The organism is Actinokineospora lacus (genome assembly GCF_053813445.1).
This window is the reverse complement of record NZ_JBQERA010000007.1, coordinates 386,428-402,027: the sequence shown is the minus strand read 5'-3', so window position 1 is coordinate 402,027 and position 15,600 is coordinate 386,428. Positions and strand designations below refer to the sequence as shown.

Sequence of the window (15,600 nt, the reverse complement as noted above, 5' to 3'; positions counted from 1 at the left end):
CCCCACCCGGTTTCGGGCGGGCCGGCTGGGCGGCCCGCCCGGTCGGCTCACAGGTCGGAGAACCAGATCTTGATCTCGCGCTCGGCGGACTCGGGGGAGTCCGAGCCGTGCACGAGGTTGTACTGGACCTCCAGGCCGAAGTCGCCGCGGATGGTGCCCGGCGTGGCCTTCTCCACCGGGTCGGTCCCCCCGGCGAGCTGGCGGAACGCGGCGACCGCGCGCGGCCCCTCGACCACGGCGGCGAGCACCGGGCCGGAGGTGATGAAGTCGAGCAGGTCACCGAAGAAGCTCCGCTCGGCGTGCTCGGCGTAGTGCTGCTCGGCGACCGAGCGGTCGACGGTCCGCAGCTCCAGCGCGACGAGCTTGAGACCCTTGCGCTCGATACGGGAGATGACCTCGCCGACCAGCCCACGGCTCACACCGTCGGGCTTGACCAGGACCAGGGTGCGCTCACTCACGGCTTTCGGTACTCCTTCACACGACACGAATACGCCCCGCACGGACGTGTGAGCAGGGTAACCCGCTCCGGTGGCGCGCCGTGCCCCGCTCCCTGGACTGCGACGCGACCCTGTGCTGACGCTGACCCAGCCCGACCGTTGGGCCAAACGAGTGGTCATGGTGGTGTCGGTGACACATCCGCGCCAGGTCTGCGAAACGCCTCCCAAGTGGAAGATTGCCTGGAGAGGTCGGTATGGGTGCTGGATACGCCGTGGTCGATGTGGAGACGACCGGGTTGTCGCCGGGGTGGCATCACCGGGTCGTCGAGGTCGCGGTGGTGCGGCTCGACGAGTGGGGGCGGGTGACGGACGAGTGGTGCACGCTGGTCAACCCGCAGCGGGACCTCGGGCCGCAGCACATCCACGGTGTGCGGGCGGCGGACGCGCGGATGGCGCCGGTGTTCGCCGACATCGCCGGTGAGGTGGCCCGGTTGCTGGGTGGGCGGGTGCTCGTCGGGCACAACGTGTCCTTTGACGCGCGGTTCCTCCAAGCCGAGTACGCGCGGCTGGGTGTGGACCTGCTGTTCGCCGACGTGCCCTCGCTGTGCACGATGCGGTTGGCCGACCAGTTCCTCGACACCCCGGCGCGGACGTTGGCGGCGTGTTGCGCGGCGGCGGGGGTCGAGGTGGGCGCCGCGCACTCGGCGCTGCACGACGCCCGCGCGGCGGCGGGGTTGCTGGGGTCGTACCTGGAGCGCGCCGGGGTCCCGGCGCCGTGGGACGACGTGGTCCGGGGCGCGCGTGACTGGCCGTGGCCGCGCCTGCCGTGCGGCGAGGTCCAGCCGGTGGGGCGGGGGCAGGCGTTCCAGGAGGACCGGCACTTCCTGGCCAGGCTGGCCGACCTCCTGCCGCGCGTGACCCAGCCGCCGCGGGCCGACGAGTACCTGGCGGTCCTGGACCGGGCCCTGATGGACCGGCACGTGTCGGCAGGCGAGCAGGACGAGCTGCTGGAGACCGCGCGGAGCCTGGGGCTCGGCCTGCCCGAGGTGCTGGCCCTGCACCGGGGCTACCTCGCCGAGCTGGGCAAGGCCGCGTGGGCCGACCGCGTGGTCACCGACGAGGAGGCCGCCGACCTGCGGCACGTGGCGGCACTGCTGGGACTGGGCGGGGAGGACGTCGTCCAGGCGCTGGCCCCGGAGCCCCACGTGCGGCTCACGGCCGGGGACGCGGTGGTGTTCACCGGGCAGACGCGGGAGCCTCGGGAGGTGTGGGAGCAGCGGGCCACGGCGGCCGGCCTCGTCGTCGGACCGGGCGTGTCGAAGAAGAAGACCCGCCTGGTGGTCGCCTCCGACCCGGACACGATGTCGGGCAAGGCGGCGAAGGCGCGGACCTTCGGCATCCCCATCGTCTCGGAGGACTCGTTCGCGGGGATGCTCGCCGGACTCCGGACGGGGCAATAGGTTCCCGTCGACCAGTTCCCTGGGGCAGACCTGATCGGTTGCCGCGCGGCCTTCCGGTTCGGCGGGAGCGCGGGAGATCGCCGATGGGTGGTCGGCGATCTCCTAATTTCTCGCGCGAGCGCGGGCGGGCGGGTGCGGGCGCAGGTGTGGGCGGGCGGGTGTGGGCGCAGGTGTGGGCGGGCGGGAGTCGGTGGAGCTGATCGGCGGGGCGGGAAGATCGGCCGATTGGCCGATGCTGTCCGGCCTCTGGACCGATCCGGGGCGGGTCGGGGCGGTGCGAATCTGGCTGAGGCGTCACCGGGCATGGTGTCCGGCCTCCACACCTGGCCTCGCGGCCCGGAGGTGAGAACCCGGCGACGCCGACAGACGCGGGTGACGGGCACTCGCGCTGGGGAGTCGGATGGGGACGACATGATGGTCAGCCTGGAGTCGCTGTTGGCGGTGGCGTCCAGCGTGCTGCGCAACCCTTTGATCCTGACCGGGGTCATGGTGGGGATGGTGGTCGCGGGGGCCGCGGGGTGGTGGACGGCCGGACGGTTGGGATGGCGGCGGGGGCCGTCGTTGGCGGCCGGGGTGTCGCTGGGTGTGGCGCTGGGGGTGACGATGTCGCGCACGGTCCCGAACCACTCGTCGATGGCCGGTGTCTCCGTGGACCAGCCGCTCTGCCACGTCAACGGGCTGTCACTGGTCGGGGCCAACGAGGTGCTGAACGTCCTGCTGTTCATGCCCCTGGTGGTGTTCGGGGTGTTAGCGGTGCGGCGGGTGTGGCCGGTGCTGGGTGCGACGGTGGCGCTGATCGCGGCAATCGAGCTGTTGCAGCCAATCACCGGCCGCGGGATCTGCGAGACGCAGGACTTCCTCAACAACACGCTGGGGGCGGCGGTGGCCGCGGCGGCGGCGGGTGCGGTGCTGGCGCTGCGCCGATCGCGGGTGGACGCCTGATGCCGCACGGGACTCAGCGGGCACCCTCGCGAAGTCCCGCTGTGCCGACGGGGTCAGCCGTCGGCACAGCGAGGACAGCCGTCTTCTCCATACCCAGCACCGTCCCGCCCGCCAAGGTGCTCGTCCTCGGCATGGTGAGGGCGCCGCTAGGCGGGGTTCAGGGTCTTCGACCAGAGGGCCGCGCCTTGGCCGTCTCGCAAGTGGACGGTCAGGCTTCCGGTGCGGCCGTTGATGTCGACCTCGCCGAAGTGTTGGAAGCCCTCAAGGGGAGAGAGGTTCGCGCGCGGAGGGGCGTGGACGTAGACCGCTTCCGGGCCGAAGGTCGGGTCCAGGGTGTTCGGGCCGAAGGCGCCCGCGTGCAGGGGGCCGGAGACGAACTCCCAGAACGGGTCGAAGTCGGCCACGGCGGCGCGGTCCGGGGAGTAGTGGTGGGCGGCGGTGTAGTGGACGTCCGCGGTCAGCCAGACGACGTTGCGGACGCGGCGGCGGGCCAGGGTGCGCAGGACGCCCGCCAGTTCGTGCTCGCGGCCACCGGGGGCACCGGGGAGGCCGTTGGCGACGCCTTCGATGTCGGCGCCGTCGGGGACGGTCAGGCCGATCGGGAGGTCGGCGGCGATGACCTTCCAGGTGGCGCGGCTGCGGCTGAGGCCGTCGACCAGCCAGCGGGCCTGGCGCTCGCCGAGGACCACGCCCCGGCCGTCGCGGGGAGCGGTGTTGGCGTCCTTGTAGGAGCGCATGTCCAGCACGAACACCTCAAGGTGGCGGCCGTAGGTGAAGCTGCGGTAGACGCGGCCGTCGACGGCGCGGCGGGCGTCGATGGGCTGCCACTCGTGGAAAGCCTGGAAGGCGCGGGCGGCGAGGACGTCCACGCGCTTCTCGGTGTACTGGGGCAGGGTCAGGATCTCCCCGGGGTACCAGTTGTTGACCACCTCGTGGTCGTCCCATTGCACGACGCTGGGGACGCGGGCGGCGAAGGCGCGGACGTTGTCGTCGAGCAGGTTGTAGGCGAACTGGCCGCGGTACTCGTCCAGGGTTTCGGCGACCTTGGACTTCGCCGGGGTGACGAGGTTCCGCCAGACCCGGCCGTCGGGCAGGGTGACGGTCTCCTGGAGGGGGTTGTCGGCGTAGACCGTGTCGCCGCTGTTGATGAAGAAGTCCGGGCGGCGCGCCAGCATCGCGCGGTAGGCGGTCATGCCGCCGGTGTCCGGGTTGATGCCCCAGCCCTGCCCGGCGACGTCACCCGACCAGGTGAAGCGCACGTCGGCGGGGCCGACCGGGGCGGTGCGGAAGGAGCCGGTCAGGGGCTCGCTCGACGCGCGGCCGTCGTCGGCGGTGACGCGGTAGTGCACCTCGCGGCCGGGCGGCAGGTGGTCCAGGCGCAGCTTGCCGGTGCCGTCGGTGGCCGGGGTCAGCTCCGGGCCGCGCAGCACGCGGGCGTCGCGGAAGGACGGGTCGCGGGCGATCTCGACCAGCATCCGGGCCGGGCGGTCGGCGCGGGTCCAGAGGACGGCGCCGTGGGCGGTCACGTCGCCCGTCTGCACGCCGTGGGTGAGGACGGGGCGGGAGCGGCGCGCCAAGGCCACTCCGGGCAGGGCCACGCCCACTGCGGCGCTGATGCCGCCCGCGCGCAGCAGGGTCCGGCGGGTCAGGTTGGTCATGGGGTGGTTGTAATCGCGGCGGGCGGCGCTGGGGTCAACCCGAGTTGGCCGGGGGATGACGGTTCAGCGCAGGACGGTCCAGCGCAGGACGATTCAGCGCGGGACAGTCCAGCGCAGGACGGTTCAGCGCAGGACGGTTCAGCGCAGGACGATCTGGGTCTGGGTGGTCTGGGCGACGCGCTTGCCGTCGGCGTGCAGGTCGGTCTGCACGACGATGGTGGTGGAGCCGATGTGCAGGGGTCGGGCGATCGCCTCGACGTCGCTGGTGACGGCGCGGAAGATGTTGGTCTTGGTCTCGATGGTGGAGGTGCCCTTGGCGCCGTGCGGGAGGTTGAGGAAGGCGCAGACGGCGCCCGCGCTGTCGGCGAGGGTGATGAGGGCGCCGCCGTGCAGGACGCCGCCGACGGTGCAGCGGTCGTCCTGCCACGGCAGGGTGGCGCGTACTTCCTCCGGAGATGCCGAGGTGATCCGGACGCCGGTGGCGACCGCGAAGGGCATGGACTCCGTCAGCTGCTCAGAGGTGTACATGGCCCCGCACGTTAGCCGGTCTTGGGCTGGTTGAAGCGGATCATGTTTCCCGCGGGGTCGCGGAAGGCGCAGTCGCGGACGCCGTAGGGCTGGTCGATGGGCTCCTGCAGGACCTCGGCACCGCTGGCCTGGACGCGTTCGAAGGTGGCGTCGACGTCGTCGGTGGTGAACAGGACCGCGCGCAGCATCCCCTTGGCGAGCAGGTCGGTGACGGCCTGCACGTCGGCCGGGGAGGCGTTGGGGTCGCCGGTCGGCGACTCCAGGACGATCTCGATCTCCGGCTGCGACGGCGGGGTCAGGCTGACCCAGCGCATCCCCTCGAACTCGACGTTGTTCTTGATCTGGAGGCCGAGGACCCCGTTGTAGAAGGCGATGGCCTTGTCGTGGTCGTCGACGACGATGAAGCAGTGTGAAAGCCTGATGTCCATATGGGAGACGCTACGACCTGCGAGTTTGGCGTGCTTCTCGATTCCTGACCGGTCTGGTGAACAGCTTGGCGTAGCAGGCGGGGATCTCCGCGCCGAGGTCGTGGGCGCGGGCGCGGTAGGCGCTGGGCGTCTCGCCGACGAGTTCGGTGAAGCGGGTGCTGAAGGAGCCGAGGGAGGAACAGCCGACGGCCATGCAGACCTCGGTGACGGACATGTCGCCGCGCCGCAGCAGTGCCTTGGCCCGCTCGATGCGGCGGGTCATGAGGTAGGCGTGGGGCGTCTCCCCGAAGGCGGCGCGGAAGCTGCGGGAGAAGTGCCCTGCGGACATGTGCACGGCGCCTGCCAGCGCGGTGACGTCGAGGGGCTGTGCGTAGTCGCGGTCCATCGTGTCCCGGGCGCGGCGCAGGCGGGCGAGGTCCTCGGGGGTCACGCGGCCGACCCTACGTCTGCTGCTGGCCCGGCAGCCTGCCGTCGGACATGCGTTTGAGCACGTCCTGGCGCATCCAGGTCATCCAGCCCCAGGCGAGGCTGAAGAGGACGCCGACGACACCCAGGGAGGGGGTGATGAAGAAGCCGAGCAGGAGGAGGCCCTGCATGCCCAGGGCCGCGCCCAGGGCCCACGGCCTGCTGACGAACCCGCACAGCAGGACCATCGCCATCGCCAGGACGCCGACGGTCCAGACCGCGCCTGAGGTGATGTCCTCGCGTTTGGCCAGGAGCAGGACGGCCAGGAGCAGGACGATGGCCTCCAGCACGAGCATCGCGGACATCACGCCGCGGAAGCCCTTCATCGGGTCTTTCACACCGGCTCCTTGCCGAACAGCGTGCGGGCCTCGCCCGCGGTGACGACCGAGCCGGTGATGACCACGCCGCCGCCGGAGACCGGCTGGCCGGGGTCGTCGGTCTCCTCGGCGAGGCCGACGGCGGTCTCCAGGGCGTCGTCCAGGCGGGGGGCGACGGTGACGCGCTCGTCGCCGAAGATGTCGACGGCCAGGCCGCCGAGCAGGTCGGGGTCCATCGCGCGCGGCGAGTTGTTGGTGGTGACGATCAGGTCGGTGAAGACCGGCTCCAGGGCGGTGAGGATGCCCGCGACGTCCTTGTCCGCCATCACGCCGACCACGCCGACCAGCCTGCGGAAGTCGAACTCGGCGTCCAGGGCGGCGGCGAGGGCGGCGGCGCCGTGCGGGTTGTGGGCGGCGTCGATGAAGACGGTGGGGGCGGTGCGCATCCGCTCGAGGCGGCCGGGGACGACGAGGGAGGCGAACGCCTCGCGGACGGCCTCGACGTTGAGCTGGCGGTCGGCGCCCGCGCCGAAGAACGCCTCGACGGCGGCGAGCGCGCGGGCGGCGTTGTCGGCCTGGTGGGCGCCGTGCAGGGGGAGGAAGATCTCGTCGTAGAGGCCGGCGAGGCCCTGGATGGAGATCATCTGGCCGCCGACGGCGACGTCGCGGTGGTGCACGCCGAACTCCAGGCCCTGGCGGGCGACGGTGGCGTCGACCTCGGCGCAGCGCTCCAGCAGCACGCGGGCCACGCCCGGGTCCTGCTCGGCCAGCACGGCCACCGATCCGGACTTGATGATCCCGGCCTTCTCCCTGGCGATGCCCAGCAGGTCGGGGCCCAGGTACTCGACGTGGTCGATGCCGACGGGGCCGACGACGGACACGCGGGGGGTGATGATCGAGGTGGCGTCCCACGAGCCGCCCAGGCCGGTCTCGACCACGGCGGCGTCGACCGGGGCGTCGGCGAAGGCGGCGTAGGCCATCGCGGTCAGCACCTCGAACTTCGTCAGCCGCACGTCGGACTGGGCGTCGACCATGGCCAGGAACGGCTCGACGTCGCGGTAGACCTCGACGTAGCGGGCCGGGTCGATCGGCGCGCCGTCGACCCCGATGCGCTCGGTGACGAGCTGCAGGTGCGGGCTGGTGAACCGACCGGTGCGCAGGCCGAGGCGGGTGAGCAGGGCGTCGATCATCCGGGTGGTGGACGACTTGCCGTTGGTGCCCGCGATCTGGATGGCCGGGTAGGTGTGCTGGGGGTCGCCGAGCAGGTGCGCCAGCGCGGTGATCCTGGTCAGCGACGGCTCGATCTTGCTCTCCGGCCAGCGGGTGTCCAGTTCGGACTCGACCTGGACCAGTTCGGCCAGGACATCGGAATCCGCAGTGGGCACGCTTGCTCCTCATGCACGTCGAGAGTGACCGGGTAAGTCTACTCGGGTGACCGTTATCACCCGGTTGGCCCCGCGCACGGCACCGCCCAGCCGACCTTGGGCGAGCCCGATCCGCCTTAAGGCTTCATCACCCACTAGAAGCACGAAGCCCATTCACTTCGAACGGAGCAGGCATTCGTGGTCAATCCTTTGTTATCCTGGTCATCCCGATTCTCCAGCCTTAGGGGGCCACCATGCGAAGAGCCTGGGAAGCAGATCCCACCGCGTCGTTCGCACGCAGGCTTGGCAGTCGGCGGAAGAACTGGACAGGACCAGCGGCCGCACAGGATGCCCGGATATCTGGGAACTCGACAACGGCGACGTCGTGGTGATCGGCCGAGATCTCACCGCATCGTATGAATCTCGACTCCCCGATGGGGTCACCATCGCCGACGATGAACGACTGGTCGTCATTCCCCATGCCACCATTGTCGCGGCCAAAGCGGACATCCCTGATGCTTGACCGGGCGCCGGGCAGCGCGGGCGCGCGCCTCGATGTCCACGCTTACCAGGAAGACTACGAACGGCGGTTCGACGTCTCCGACGGGCACGCGTCGTGGAAACTCGAGCGGGGGCAGGAATTCCGGGAGCCGGGGTATCCCAGTTGGGAGGCATTCGCCAGCGGCGACTGGGCCGAATCGCTCCGGCTGATCGAGGCCGAGCGGCCCGAACTCGTCGAACTGTCCCGGGAATCGAGTCGACGCGGTATCGATTTGTTCCGCGTGCGCGTTGTCGAGCAGCCGATCACGCTCTACCTGCATTGGGAGCTACGCCTGTTGAAGGTGCGTGCCGAATGCGGTGAGCTGATCCGGGTCGTCACCGGAGACCAAGTCCGGCCATTCGAGCAGGCCACTCCGCTGCCCGAGGTGCTGACCGTGGGAGACGACACCGTGTACGAGATCATTTACGACGCCGATGGGGTGCTCACCGGAGCGGTCCGATTCTCCGATGCCCGAACCGCGGCGAATTACGTGTCGTTCATCGAGGAACTCTATGCCGGGGGCGAGGAGCTGGCGTCGTTCTTCCAGCGCGAGGTCGCTCCGCTGAGACTGCCCCACGCCGGGTGACGCGTGCCCTCAGAGGACCGTCGACGCCCACCCGGAGACGAGACGCGGTCGAAGGTCTCGGGATCGGCGGCGGACGTGGTCCAGGCCAGGGACGTTCACGGTGGCGTGCACTTCCACGGTCCCGGGCCGTTGCCGGGCCGGGTGCCACCAAGGCAGTTGCCCGCGGACATCCGCTCGTTCGTGAACCGCTCGGACGAACTCGGCCGCCTCGACCGGGTGCTCGCCGGGGACGCCTCGGAACCGATGGTGGTCGCCGTGACCGTCATCGCGGGCACCGCCGGGGTCGGCAAGACCTCGCTCGCACTGCATTGGGCACACCAGGTGAGCGACCGGTTCCCGGACGGCCAGCTCTACGCCAATCTCCGCGGTTACGACCCCGGTCCGCGCGCCAGCCCTGACCAAGTGCTCGACAGCTTCCTGCGCGCGCTCGGCGTGCCCGCGGCCGAGCTGCCCGCCGACCTCGACGACCGCGCCGCGCTCTACCGGTCCCTGCTCGCCGGTCGGCGGACGCTGATCATCCTGGACAACGCGGCCACCGTCGGACAGGTGCGACCGCTGTTGCCGGGCACCGCGGGCTGCCTGGTGCTGGTGACCAGCCGGAGCCATCTCTCCGGCCTGGTGTTCCGGGAGGGCGCGCACCGGGTGTCCCTCGGCGTGCTGACCGAGGCCGAGGCGATGTCCCTGCTGCGCACTGTGATCGCGGATTACCGCGCTGACGCCGAGTCCGGTGAGCTGGCCGAACTGGCCCGGCTCTGCGCCCGCCTGCCATTGGCGCTGCGGGTCGCCGCCGGGCGGGCGGTCCGGCGGCCGAGGACACCGATGGCGGAGCTGATCGAGGACCTGCGCGGCGAATCGGGTCTGTGGGACGCGCTGTCCACCGACGACGAGGACGAGGCCGACGCGGTCCGCAGCGTGTTCGCCTGGTCCTACCGCGCCTTGCCGGAGGACGCCGCCCGTTCCGGCTCCTGGGCATCCACCCGGCGCCGGAGTTCAGCGCCGCGTCGGTCGCGGCGTTGGCGGACATCTCCCCCGCCGACGCGCGTCAGCGGCTGGAGGTGCTTGTCGACGCCCACCTGGTCGAACCCGTCACGCATGACCGCTATCAGTTCCACGACCTGCTCCGCAGCTACGCGACCCAGCAGGCACGGGCCGAGGAGCCTGAGGACGCGCGCACAGCCACCCTCGAACGGGTGCTGCGGTGGTACCTGCACACCGCCGAGCGGTTGCGCGCGGCGGTGTGTCCCCGGGAGGCCCGCGTCGTGGCGGAGGAGGTGACGGTGCCGCCGTTCTCCGGTCCCGATCAAGCCCGGCAGTGGTACGAGACGGAACGCCTCGGTCTCGTCGCGGCGGTCCAGGCGGCGGCGGACGCCGGGCTCCACCGCATCGCCTGGCAGCTCCCCGTGACCCTGCGCGGGGTCTACATGGCCGCGAACCCGTTCCGCGAGTGGATCGGCACCGGGGAGATCGGCTTGGCGGCGGCCCGGGTGCTGCGGGACAAGGCGGCCGAGGTCGAGCTGCTCGACAGCCTCGCCATGGCCCACACCCAATCGCACCGCCTCACCGAGGCCGCCGAGCACCACTCGGCCGCGTTGGCGCTGCGCCGGGAACTGGGTGACCGGCTCGGCGAAGCGATCGCGCTCAACGGGATCGGGCTCCTGCACCTGCGCAGGCGGTCGCTCAACCAGGCAAGCTCCGCGTTTCACGACGCGCTGGGCATTGTGCGGCAGCTGGAGGACGACTACTGGCGCGCGCTGGTCCTCGGGAACCTCGCCGAGACCCACATCGAGCTGACCGAGCACAGCGTGGCCGGGGAACTGCTGGCCGAGGCCCTGGAGATCTTCCGCCGGGAACCCGACCAGGCGGGCGAGGGCAACGCGCTGTACCTGACCAGCAAGGTGGAACGCGAGCTCGGACGCGGCGACCGGGCCGCGCTGGCTGTCGAACGAGCGCTCGCGCTGGCCAGATCCAACGGCGATGCGATGGCTGAGGCGCCCTGGTCGCTGGAGCACTGCAGGGTGCTGCGCGCGTCCGGCCGAGGCGCGGACGCGCTCGTGTCAGCCAGCGCGCGGCCGTGATCCAGCGACGGCTCGGCGACCGCAGTCGAGAGGCCCAGGCACTGGACGAGGCAGGCGAGACCTATCGCGAACTCGGCCAGCCCGATGAGGCGGCGAAGTTCCACCGGCGGGCGGTCACGACCCATCGGGACCTGGGCGACCGGTGGCGGCTCGGGCTCTCGCTCGTTCACCTGTCGCTGGCGCTGGCTGAGATCGGAGAGACGACCGAGTCCCAGCGGCATGCCGCCGAGGCCCGGGAAGTACTGGGCGACTTTGACGATCCCCACGCGGCCGAGCTGCGGGCTCGACTGGGATGAGTCAGAGGGCGCGGAGGGCGTGGGCGAAGGCGGCGGGCGGGAAGGTGAGGACGGGACCCGCCGGGTGCTTGGAGTCACGGACGGCGGTGATCTCAGGAGCGTGGGTGATCTCGACGCACTGAGCGTTGGTGCCGCTGCGGCTGGACTTACGCCACACGAAACCTACCTCTACGCAATCGGAGTTGGAGCCACTGCGACTGGACTTGCGCCACTGGATCGCGGAGAGGTCCATCGAACCCTCACTCTCGGTCGTGCTGCTGTGCGATGGTCGCAACGAGTTCCGCCGACTCGGCGGGGCTCAGTGCCAACTCTGACAGCCTATCTGCCTCGCGCCGGAAGAACTGCACCTGATCCGGTTCTTCCAGGAACAGGCCGGAAACTTTGTGCTCAAGGTGCACGACCGGCTTGTTGCCGTCGAAGTCCAACAGTGTGAACGACCCGTCCAGCCCGGGGTGCCCGTGAAGCGACCGGGGCAACACCCGGAGGCTGGCGTTCGGCCGCTCAATGGCCTCCAAGATGTGGCGCAACTGTCGGGCCATGACCTTCGGGCCGCCGAGCATTCGCCACAACACCGGTTCGTCGACAATGAACGACAGTGACGGCGGCTGCTCCTTGGTCAGGATGGACTGCCTGGCCAGCCGAGCCGCGACCCGGGCATCGATGTCACCGGACGGGATCTGGGCAGCTGTCATGACAGCGCGAACGTAGTCGCCGGTCTGAACGAGACCCGGAACGAGGAGTGGTTGAAAGGAGGTGACGCCTGTGGCCTCGCGTTCGAGGCGGATGAGGGTCTTGGACTCGTCCGAGAGGGCTCGCTGGCTCTCCCAGAATCCGAGATCGTCAGAGCGTTCAGCCATCCTGAGCAGGCGGTCACGCTCCTTGCCGATCACTCCGTAGACCACCAGCAGAGAAGCCAAGTCTGCCAGTCGGATGCCCTGGTTGCCGGTCTCCATCCTGGAGATCTTCGATGCCTGCCAGCCGAGTTGGTCGGCCACCTTCTGGCAGCTCATCCGCTTGGTCTTGCGCAGCAGCCGCAGTTCGCCTGCGAGACCACGACCCACAAGGGTCGCCTTCTTCAGAGTAGACACCCAGACCTCCAGCCTCGTGTTTCGTTCATCTTCCCCGAGATCATGCCAGTGCACATCACCCGATAGCGTCATTGTGTCGCTTCTCAAATCGATGCGAGAGTTTGCGAAGAATCGCAAAATTGCGGAGGCGGACATGAACGAGTGGCCAGCAGTCAGGTTCGGCGAGGACGGCACCTTGCAGCCGTTCACCGAGCCGGAGATCGACACGATGGTTCCCCTGATGGCCCAACACTTCGCGCCTCGGCGGTTCGCGTTGTGCGGTGTCGTCCGGGACCACGACGGCTCGCCCGTCGACCTCCAGGTCATCGCGTGGGGCATGCAGACCGGCCTGGAAGACGACAGCGTCACCGTCTTCGGCGTCCCCGACGAGTCCGGCCACACCGTCCGGGGCTCCTTCGGCTCCGCCGAACTGGCCGCCCGCGTCCTCGGCGGCCCCGACGACGTCCGCCTCAGCTGGGTCGACTCATGACTCCCAACCCGCGCCCTTGCCGCGACATAGGGAGGGGACCTCCGCTGACGGCTGGCGGTGGGCACACGGTGACGGACAGCCGGATCGGCGCCCCTTGAGCACGCCCTACGCGGGCAGGGCTGCCAGGCGGACCTTGATGCGGTCGATGTCCGCCGCCGCCGTGTCCCGGCGGGTGCGGACCTTGGCGACCACGTCGTCGGGGGCCTTGTCGGTGAACTTCGGGTTGGTGAGCTTGGCCTCGCACTGGGCGAGTTCCTTCTCCGCGACCGTCAGGTCCTTGGTCAGGCGCTTGCGCTCGGCGGCCACATCAACAGTGCCGGAGAGGTCCAGTTCGACCACGACCGGGCCGCCTGGCAGTGAGACCTCCAGGGACGCGCCTGCGGCGAAGTCGCCCGTGGGGGCCTGGAGGCGGGCCAGGGCGGTGATGGCCTGGGCGTGCGCGGTCAGGTCGGCGACGTCCACTCCGGACAGGCGGGCCGTGACCCGCTGGCCGGGCTTGACGCCCTGGTCCGCGCGGAAGCGGCGGATCTCGGTGACCAGTTTGCGGACGCCCTCGACCCGCGTCCGGGCGACCTCGTCGACCGACGCCCCGGAGGGCGTGGGCCACGCGGCGATGACGACGGACTCGCCGCCGGTGACGGCCTTCCACAGGACCTCGGTGACGAACGGGATCACCGGGTGCAGCAGGCGCAGCAGCACGTCCAGGACGTGGCCGAGGACCGCCCTGGTCGCATCCGCCCGCGCGCCGCCCTCGGCGATCTGGACCTTGGCCAGCTCGACGTACCAGTCGCAGAACTCGCCCCAGGTGAAGTGGTAGAGGGCGTCGCAGAGCTTGGCGAACTGGAAGCCGTCGAACAGCTCGTCCACATCGGACACCAGCGCGTCGAGGCCGTCAAGGACCCAGCGGTCGGCGTCGGTCAGCTCGGCCCGGTCGGGGACCGGGTTCGCGGTCGACGCGCCGTTCATCAGGGCGAAGCGGGTGGCGTTCCACAGCTTCGTGGTGAAGTTGCGCGAGCCCGACGCCCACTCCTCCGCCAGGGCGATGTCGCTGCCGGGGTTGGCGCCGCGCGCCAGGGTGAAGCGGCAGGCGTCGGCGCCGTAGCGGTCGAGCCACTCCAGCGGGTCGATCCCGTTGCCGCGCTGCTTGGACATCTTCTTGCCCTGCGCGTCGCGGATGAGGCCGTGCAGGTACACGTGGTCGAAGGGCTGGCTGCCGACCGCGTACAGGCCGAACATCATCATCCGGACGACCCAGAAGAACAGGATGTCGTAGCCGGTGGACAGGACGCTGGTCGGGTAGAACTTGGCCAGGTCCCTGGTCTGCTCGGGCCAGCCCAGCGTGGAGAACGGCCACAGCGCCGAGGAGAACCAGGTGTCGAGGACGTCGGGGTCCTGGGTCCAGCCCTCGCCGGCCGGTGGCTCCTCGTCGGGCCCGACGCACACGACCTTGTCGTTCGGGCCGTACCAGACCGGGATGCGGTGGCCCCACCACAGCTGGCGGCTGATGGTCCAGTCGTGCATGTTGTCGACCCAGTCGAAGTAGCGCTTGGCCAGCTCCGGCGGGTGGATCGCGGTGCGGCCGTCGCGCACGGCGTCACCGGCGGCGCGGGCCAGCGGCTCGACCTTGACCCACCACTGCAACGACAGGCGCGGCTCGACAACGGTGTCGCAGCGCGAGCAGTGCCCGACCGAGTGCAGGTAGGGCCGCTTCTCCTGGACGACCCGGCCCTCGGCGCGCAGGGCCGCGACCACGGCGGACCGGGCCTCGAACCGGTCGAGGCCCTGGAACGGACCGTGGACGGTGATCACGGCCGTCTCGTCCATGATCGTGATGTTGGGCAGGTCGTGGCGGCGGCCGATCTCGAAGTCGTTCGGGTCGTGCGCCGGGGTCACCTTGACCGCGCCCGTGCCGAAGTCCGGGTCGACGTGGGCGTCGGCCACGACCGGGATGCGGCGGCCGGTCAGCGGCAGCTCGACCTCGGTGCCGATCAGGTGCTGGTAGCGGGGGTCGTCGGGGTGCACGGCGACGGCGGTGTCGCCCAGCATCGTCTCCGCGCGCGTGGTGGCCACGACGATGGCGTTGTCGCCGTCGCCGTAGCGGATCGAGACCAGCTCGCCGTCGTCCTCGGAGTGGTCGACCTCGATGTCGGAGAGCGCGGTGCGGCAGCGCGGGCACCAGTTGATGATGCGCTCGGCGCGGTAGATCAGGCCGTCCTCGAACAGCTTCTTGAAGATGGTCTGCACGGCGCGGGAGAGGCCGTCGTCCATCGTGAAGCGCTCACGGGACCAGTCGACGCCGTCGCCGAGGCGGCGCATCTGGTCGAGGATCTTGCCGCCGGACTCGGCCTTCCACTCCCACACCCGCTCGACGAACCGCTCGCGGCCCAGGTCGTGGCGGGAGAGCCCCTCGCCCGCCAGCTTGCGCTCGACGACGTTCTGGGTGGCGATGCCCGCGTGGTCCATTCCCGGCAGCCACAGCGTCTCGTAGCCCTGCATACGCCGGCGCCTGGTGAGCGCGTCCATGACCGTGTGGTTGAGGGCGTGGCCCATGTGCAGGCTGCCGGTGACGTTCGGCGGCGGCAGGACGATGGTGAACGGCGGCTTGTCGCTGTCGGGGTCGGCGGTGAAGTAACCGGCGTCCACCCAGCCCTGGTACAGCGCCGCCTCTACCGTGGCAGGCTCCCATGCCTGCGGGAGGTCGGTGGTCTGCGGAGCTGAGGTCTCGGTCACGGTCGTTGAGTCTACGAAGGGCGGCGATCACCGGTCGAGGCGGGAGCGGCCTCGCCCACCTCACGAGAACTCACTGGACAGACAGCGCTACCGCCATTGGTGCGACACCGGCGTTCTCTTTCGGCTGAGGCCGAACGGCCCAACGCCGAATGCCGAACGGAAGCGGCGGTTTTCCGCCACCCGACCACGGCGACCGTTGGTCCGGGTTTGGCTGCC

Annotated in this window: 17 protein-coding genes and 1 pseudogene; 7 read left to right on the top strand and 11 right to left on the bottom strand. The window is 70.5% G+C overall.

The window, feature by feature from the left end; genetic code table 11:
- Positions 1-47: 47 nt before the first annotated feature.
- Positions 48-458 (bottom strand): nucleoside-diphosphate kinase, encoded by a 411-nt coding sequence (gene ndk / locus ACTG9Q_RS20255; RefSeq protein WP_455574384.1) that lies wholly within the window; start codon positions 456-458, stop codon positions 48-50.
- 233 nt (positions 459-691) lie between these two features.
- On the opposite strand from ndk, the gene ACTG9Q_RS20250 reads away from it, so the two are divergent.
- Both ACTG9Q_RS20250 and ACTG9Q_RS20245 read left to right on the top strand, forming a co-directional pair.
- Positions 692-1,897: an exonuclease domain-containing protein gene (locus tag ACTG9Q_RS20250; protein ID WP_455574383.1), complete on the top strand. Its 1,206-nt coding sequence runs from the start codon at positions 692-694 to the stop codon at positions 1,895-1,897.
- Positions 1,898-2,308: 411 nt separating this feature from the next.
- Positions 2,309-2,839, top strand: a complete 531-nt coding sequence (locus tag ACTG9Q_RS20245) for a VanZ family protein (RefSeq protein WP_455574382.1) — start codon at positions 2,309-2,311, stop codon at positions 2,837-2,839.
- Positions 2,840-2,985: 146 nt separating this feature from the next.
- Here the strand turns inward: ACTG9Q_RS20245 and ACTG9Q_RS20240 are convergent, their stop codons facing one another.
- The 6 genes from ACTG9Q_RS20240 to folC all read right to left on the bottom strand — a co-directional run bounded on the left by ACTG9Q_RS20240 (position 2,986) and on the right by folC (position 7,620).
- On the bottom strand, positions 2,986-4,497 hold the full coding sequence (locus ACTG9Q_RS20240) for an alkaline phosphatase D family protein (protein WP_455574381.1): 1,512 nt from the start codon (positions 4,495-4,497) through the stop codon (positions 2,986-2,988).
- Between the two features lie 138 nt (positions 4,498-4,635).
- Positions 4,636-5,025, bottom strand: coding sequence for a PaaI family thioesterase (locus ACTG9Q_RS20235; RefSeq protein ID WP_455574380.1), 390 nt, complete (start codon positions 5,023-5,025; stop codon positions 4,636-4,638).
- Between the two features lie 11 nt (positions 5,026-5,036).
- A complete protein-coding gene (locus ACTG9Q_RS20230) occupies positions 5,037-5,453 on the bottom strand; it encodes a VOC family protein (protein WP_455574379.1) in 417 nt (138 codons plus the stop codon).
- Between the two features lie 10 nt (positions 5,454-5,463).
- Positions 5,464-5,838 (bottom strand): helix-turn-helix transcriptional regulator, encoded by a 375-nt coding sequence (locus ACTG9Q_RS20225; protein ID WP_455574429.1) that lies wholly within the window; start codon positions 5,836-5,838, stop codon positions 5,464-5,466.
- A 55-nt stretch (positions 5,839-5,893) separates the two neighbouring features.
- Positions 5,894-6,256, bottom strand: coding sequence for a DUF4233 domain-containing protein (locus tag ACTG9Q_RS20220; protein WP_455574378.1), 363 nt, complete (start codon positions 6,254-6,256; stop codon positions 5,894-5,896).
- On the bottom strand, positions 6,253-7,620 hold the full coding sequence (gene folC / locus ACTG9Q_RS20215) for a bifunctional tetrahydrofolate synthase/dihydrofolate synthase (RefSeq protein WP_455574377.1): 1,368 nt from the start codon (positions 7,618-7,620) through the stop codon (positions 6,253-6,255). Before folC ends, ACTG9Q_RS20220 begins: the two co-directional genes overlap by 4 nt.
- 434 nt (positions 7,621-8,054) lie before the next feature.
- Between folC and ACTG9Q_RS20210 the strand changes: the two genes are divergently transcribed.
- The 4 genes from ACTG9Q_RS20210 (at position 8,055) to ACTG9Q_RS20195 (ending at position 11,097) form a co-directional block, all read left to right on the top strand.
- Positions 8,055-8,726 (top strand): DUF6879 family protein, encoded by a 672-nt coding sequence (locus tag ACTG9Q_RS20210; RefSeq protein ID WP_455574376.1) that lies wholly within the window; start codon positions 8,055-8,057, stop codon positions 8,724-8,726.
- A gap of 180 nt (positions 8,727-8,906) precedes the next feature.
- A complete protein-coding gene (locus ACTG9Q_RS20205; RefSeq protein ID WP_455574375.1) occupies positions 8,907-10,001 on the top strand; it encodes an NB-ARC domain-containing protein in 1,095 nt (364 codons plus the stop codon).
- Positions 9,917-10,801, top strand: a complete 885-nt coding sequence (locus ACTG9Q_RS20200) for a tetratricopeptide repeat protein (protein WP_455574374.1) — start codon at positions 9,917-9,919, stop codon at positions 10,799-10,801. Before ACTG9Q_RS20205 ends, ACTG9Q_RS20200 begins: the two co-directional genes overlap by 85 nt.
- Positions 10,798-11,097, top strand: coding sequence for a tetratricopeptide repeat protein (locus ACTG9Q_RS20195; RefSeq protein WP_455574373.1), 300 nt, complete (start codon positions 10,798-10,800; stop codon positions 11,095-11,097). Before ACTG9Q_RS20200 ends, ACTG9Q_RS20195 begins: the two co-directional genes overlap by 4 nt.
- Position 11,098: 1 nt before the next feature.
- On the opposite strand, the gene ACTG9Q_RS20190 is transcribed toward ACTG9Q_RS20195, so the two are convergent.
- From ACTG9Q_RS20190 to ACTG9Q_RS20180, 3 genes and pseudogenes are all read right to left on the bottom strand, one after another.
- Entirely contained in the window at positions 11,099-11,254 is a 156-nt protein-coding gene (locus ACTG9Q_RS20190; RefSeq protein WP_455574428.1) for a DUF397 domain-containing protein, read from the bottom strand.
- Positions 11,255-11,260: 6 nt separating this feature from the next.
- Positions 11,261-11,329, bottom strand: a pseudogene (locus ACTG9Q_RS20185) (DUF397 domain-containing protein); the annotation flags it as partial.
- Positions 11,330-11,336: 7 nt separating this feature from the next.
- Positions 11,337-12,392, bottom strand: coding sequence for a helix-turn-helix domain-containing protein (locus tag ACTG9Q_RS20180; protein ID WP_455574372.1), 1,056 nt, complete (start codon positions 12,390-12,392; stop codon positions 11,337-11,339).
- Positions 12,393-12,405: 13 nt separating this feature from the next.
- Between ACTG9Q_RS20180 and ACTG9Q_RS20175 the strand changes: the two genes are divergently transcribed.
- Positions 12,406-12,654 carry a hypothetical protein gene (locus tag ACTG9Q_RS20175; protein WP_455574371.1) on the top strand — a complete coding sequence of 83 codons (249 nt, stop codon included), beginning with the start codon at positions 12,406-12,408 and terminating at the stop codon, positions 12,652-12,654.
- A 105-nt stretch (positions 12,655-12,759) separates the two neighbouring features.
- Here ACTG9Q_RS20175 and ACTG9Q_RS20170 read toward each other — a convergent pair whose 3' ends face one another.
- A complete protein-coding gene (locus tag ACTG9Q_RS20170; protein ID WP_455574370.1) occupies positions 12,760-15,384 on the bottom strand; it encodes a valine--tRNA ligase in 2,625 nt (874 codons plus the stop codon).
- Positions 15,385-15,600 lie beyond the last annotated feature (216 nt).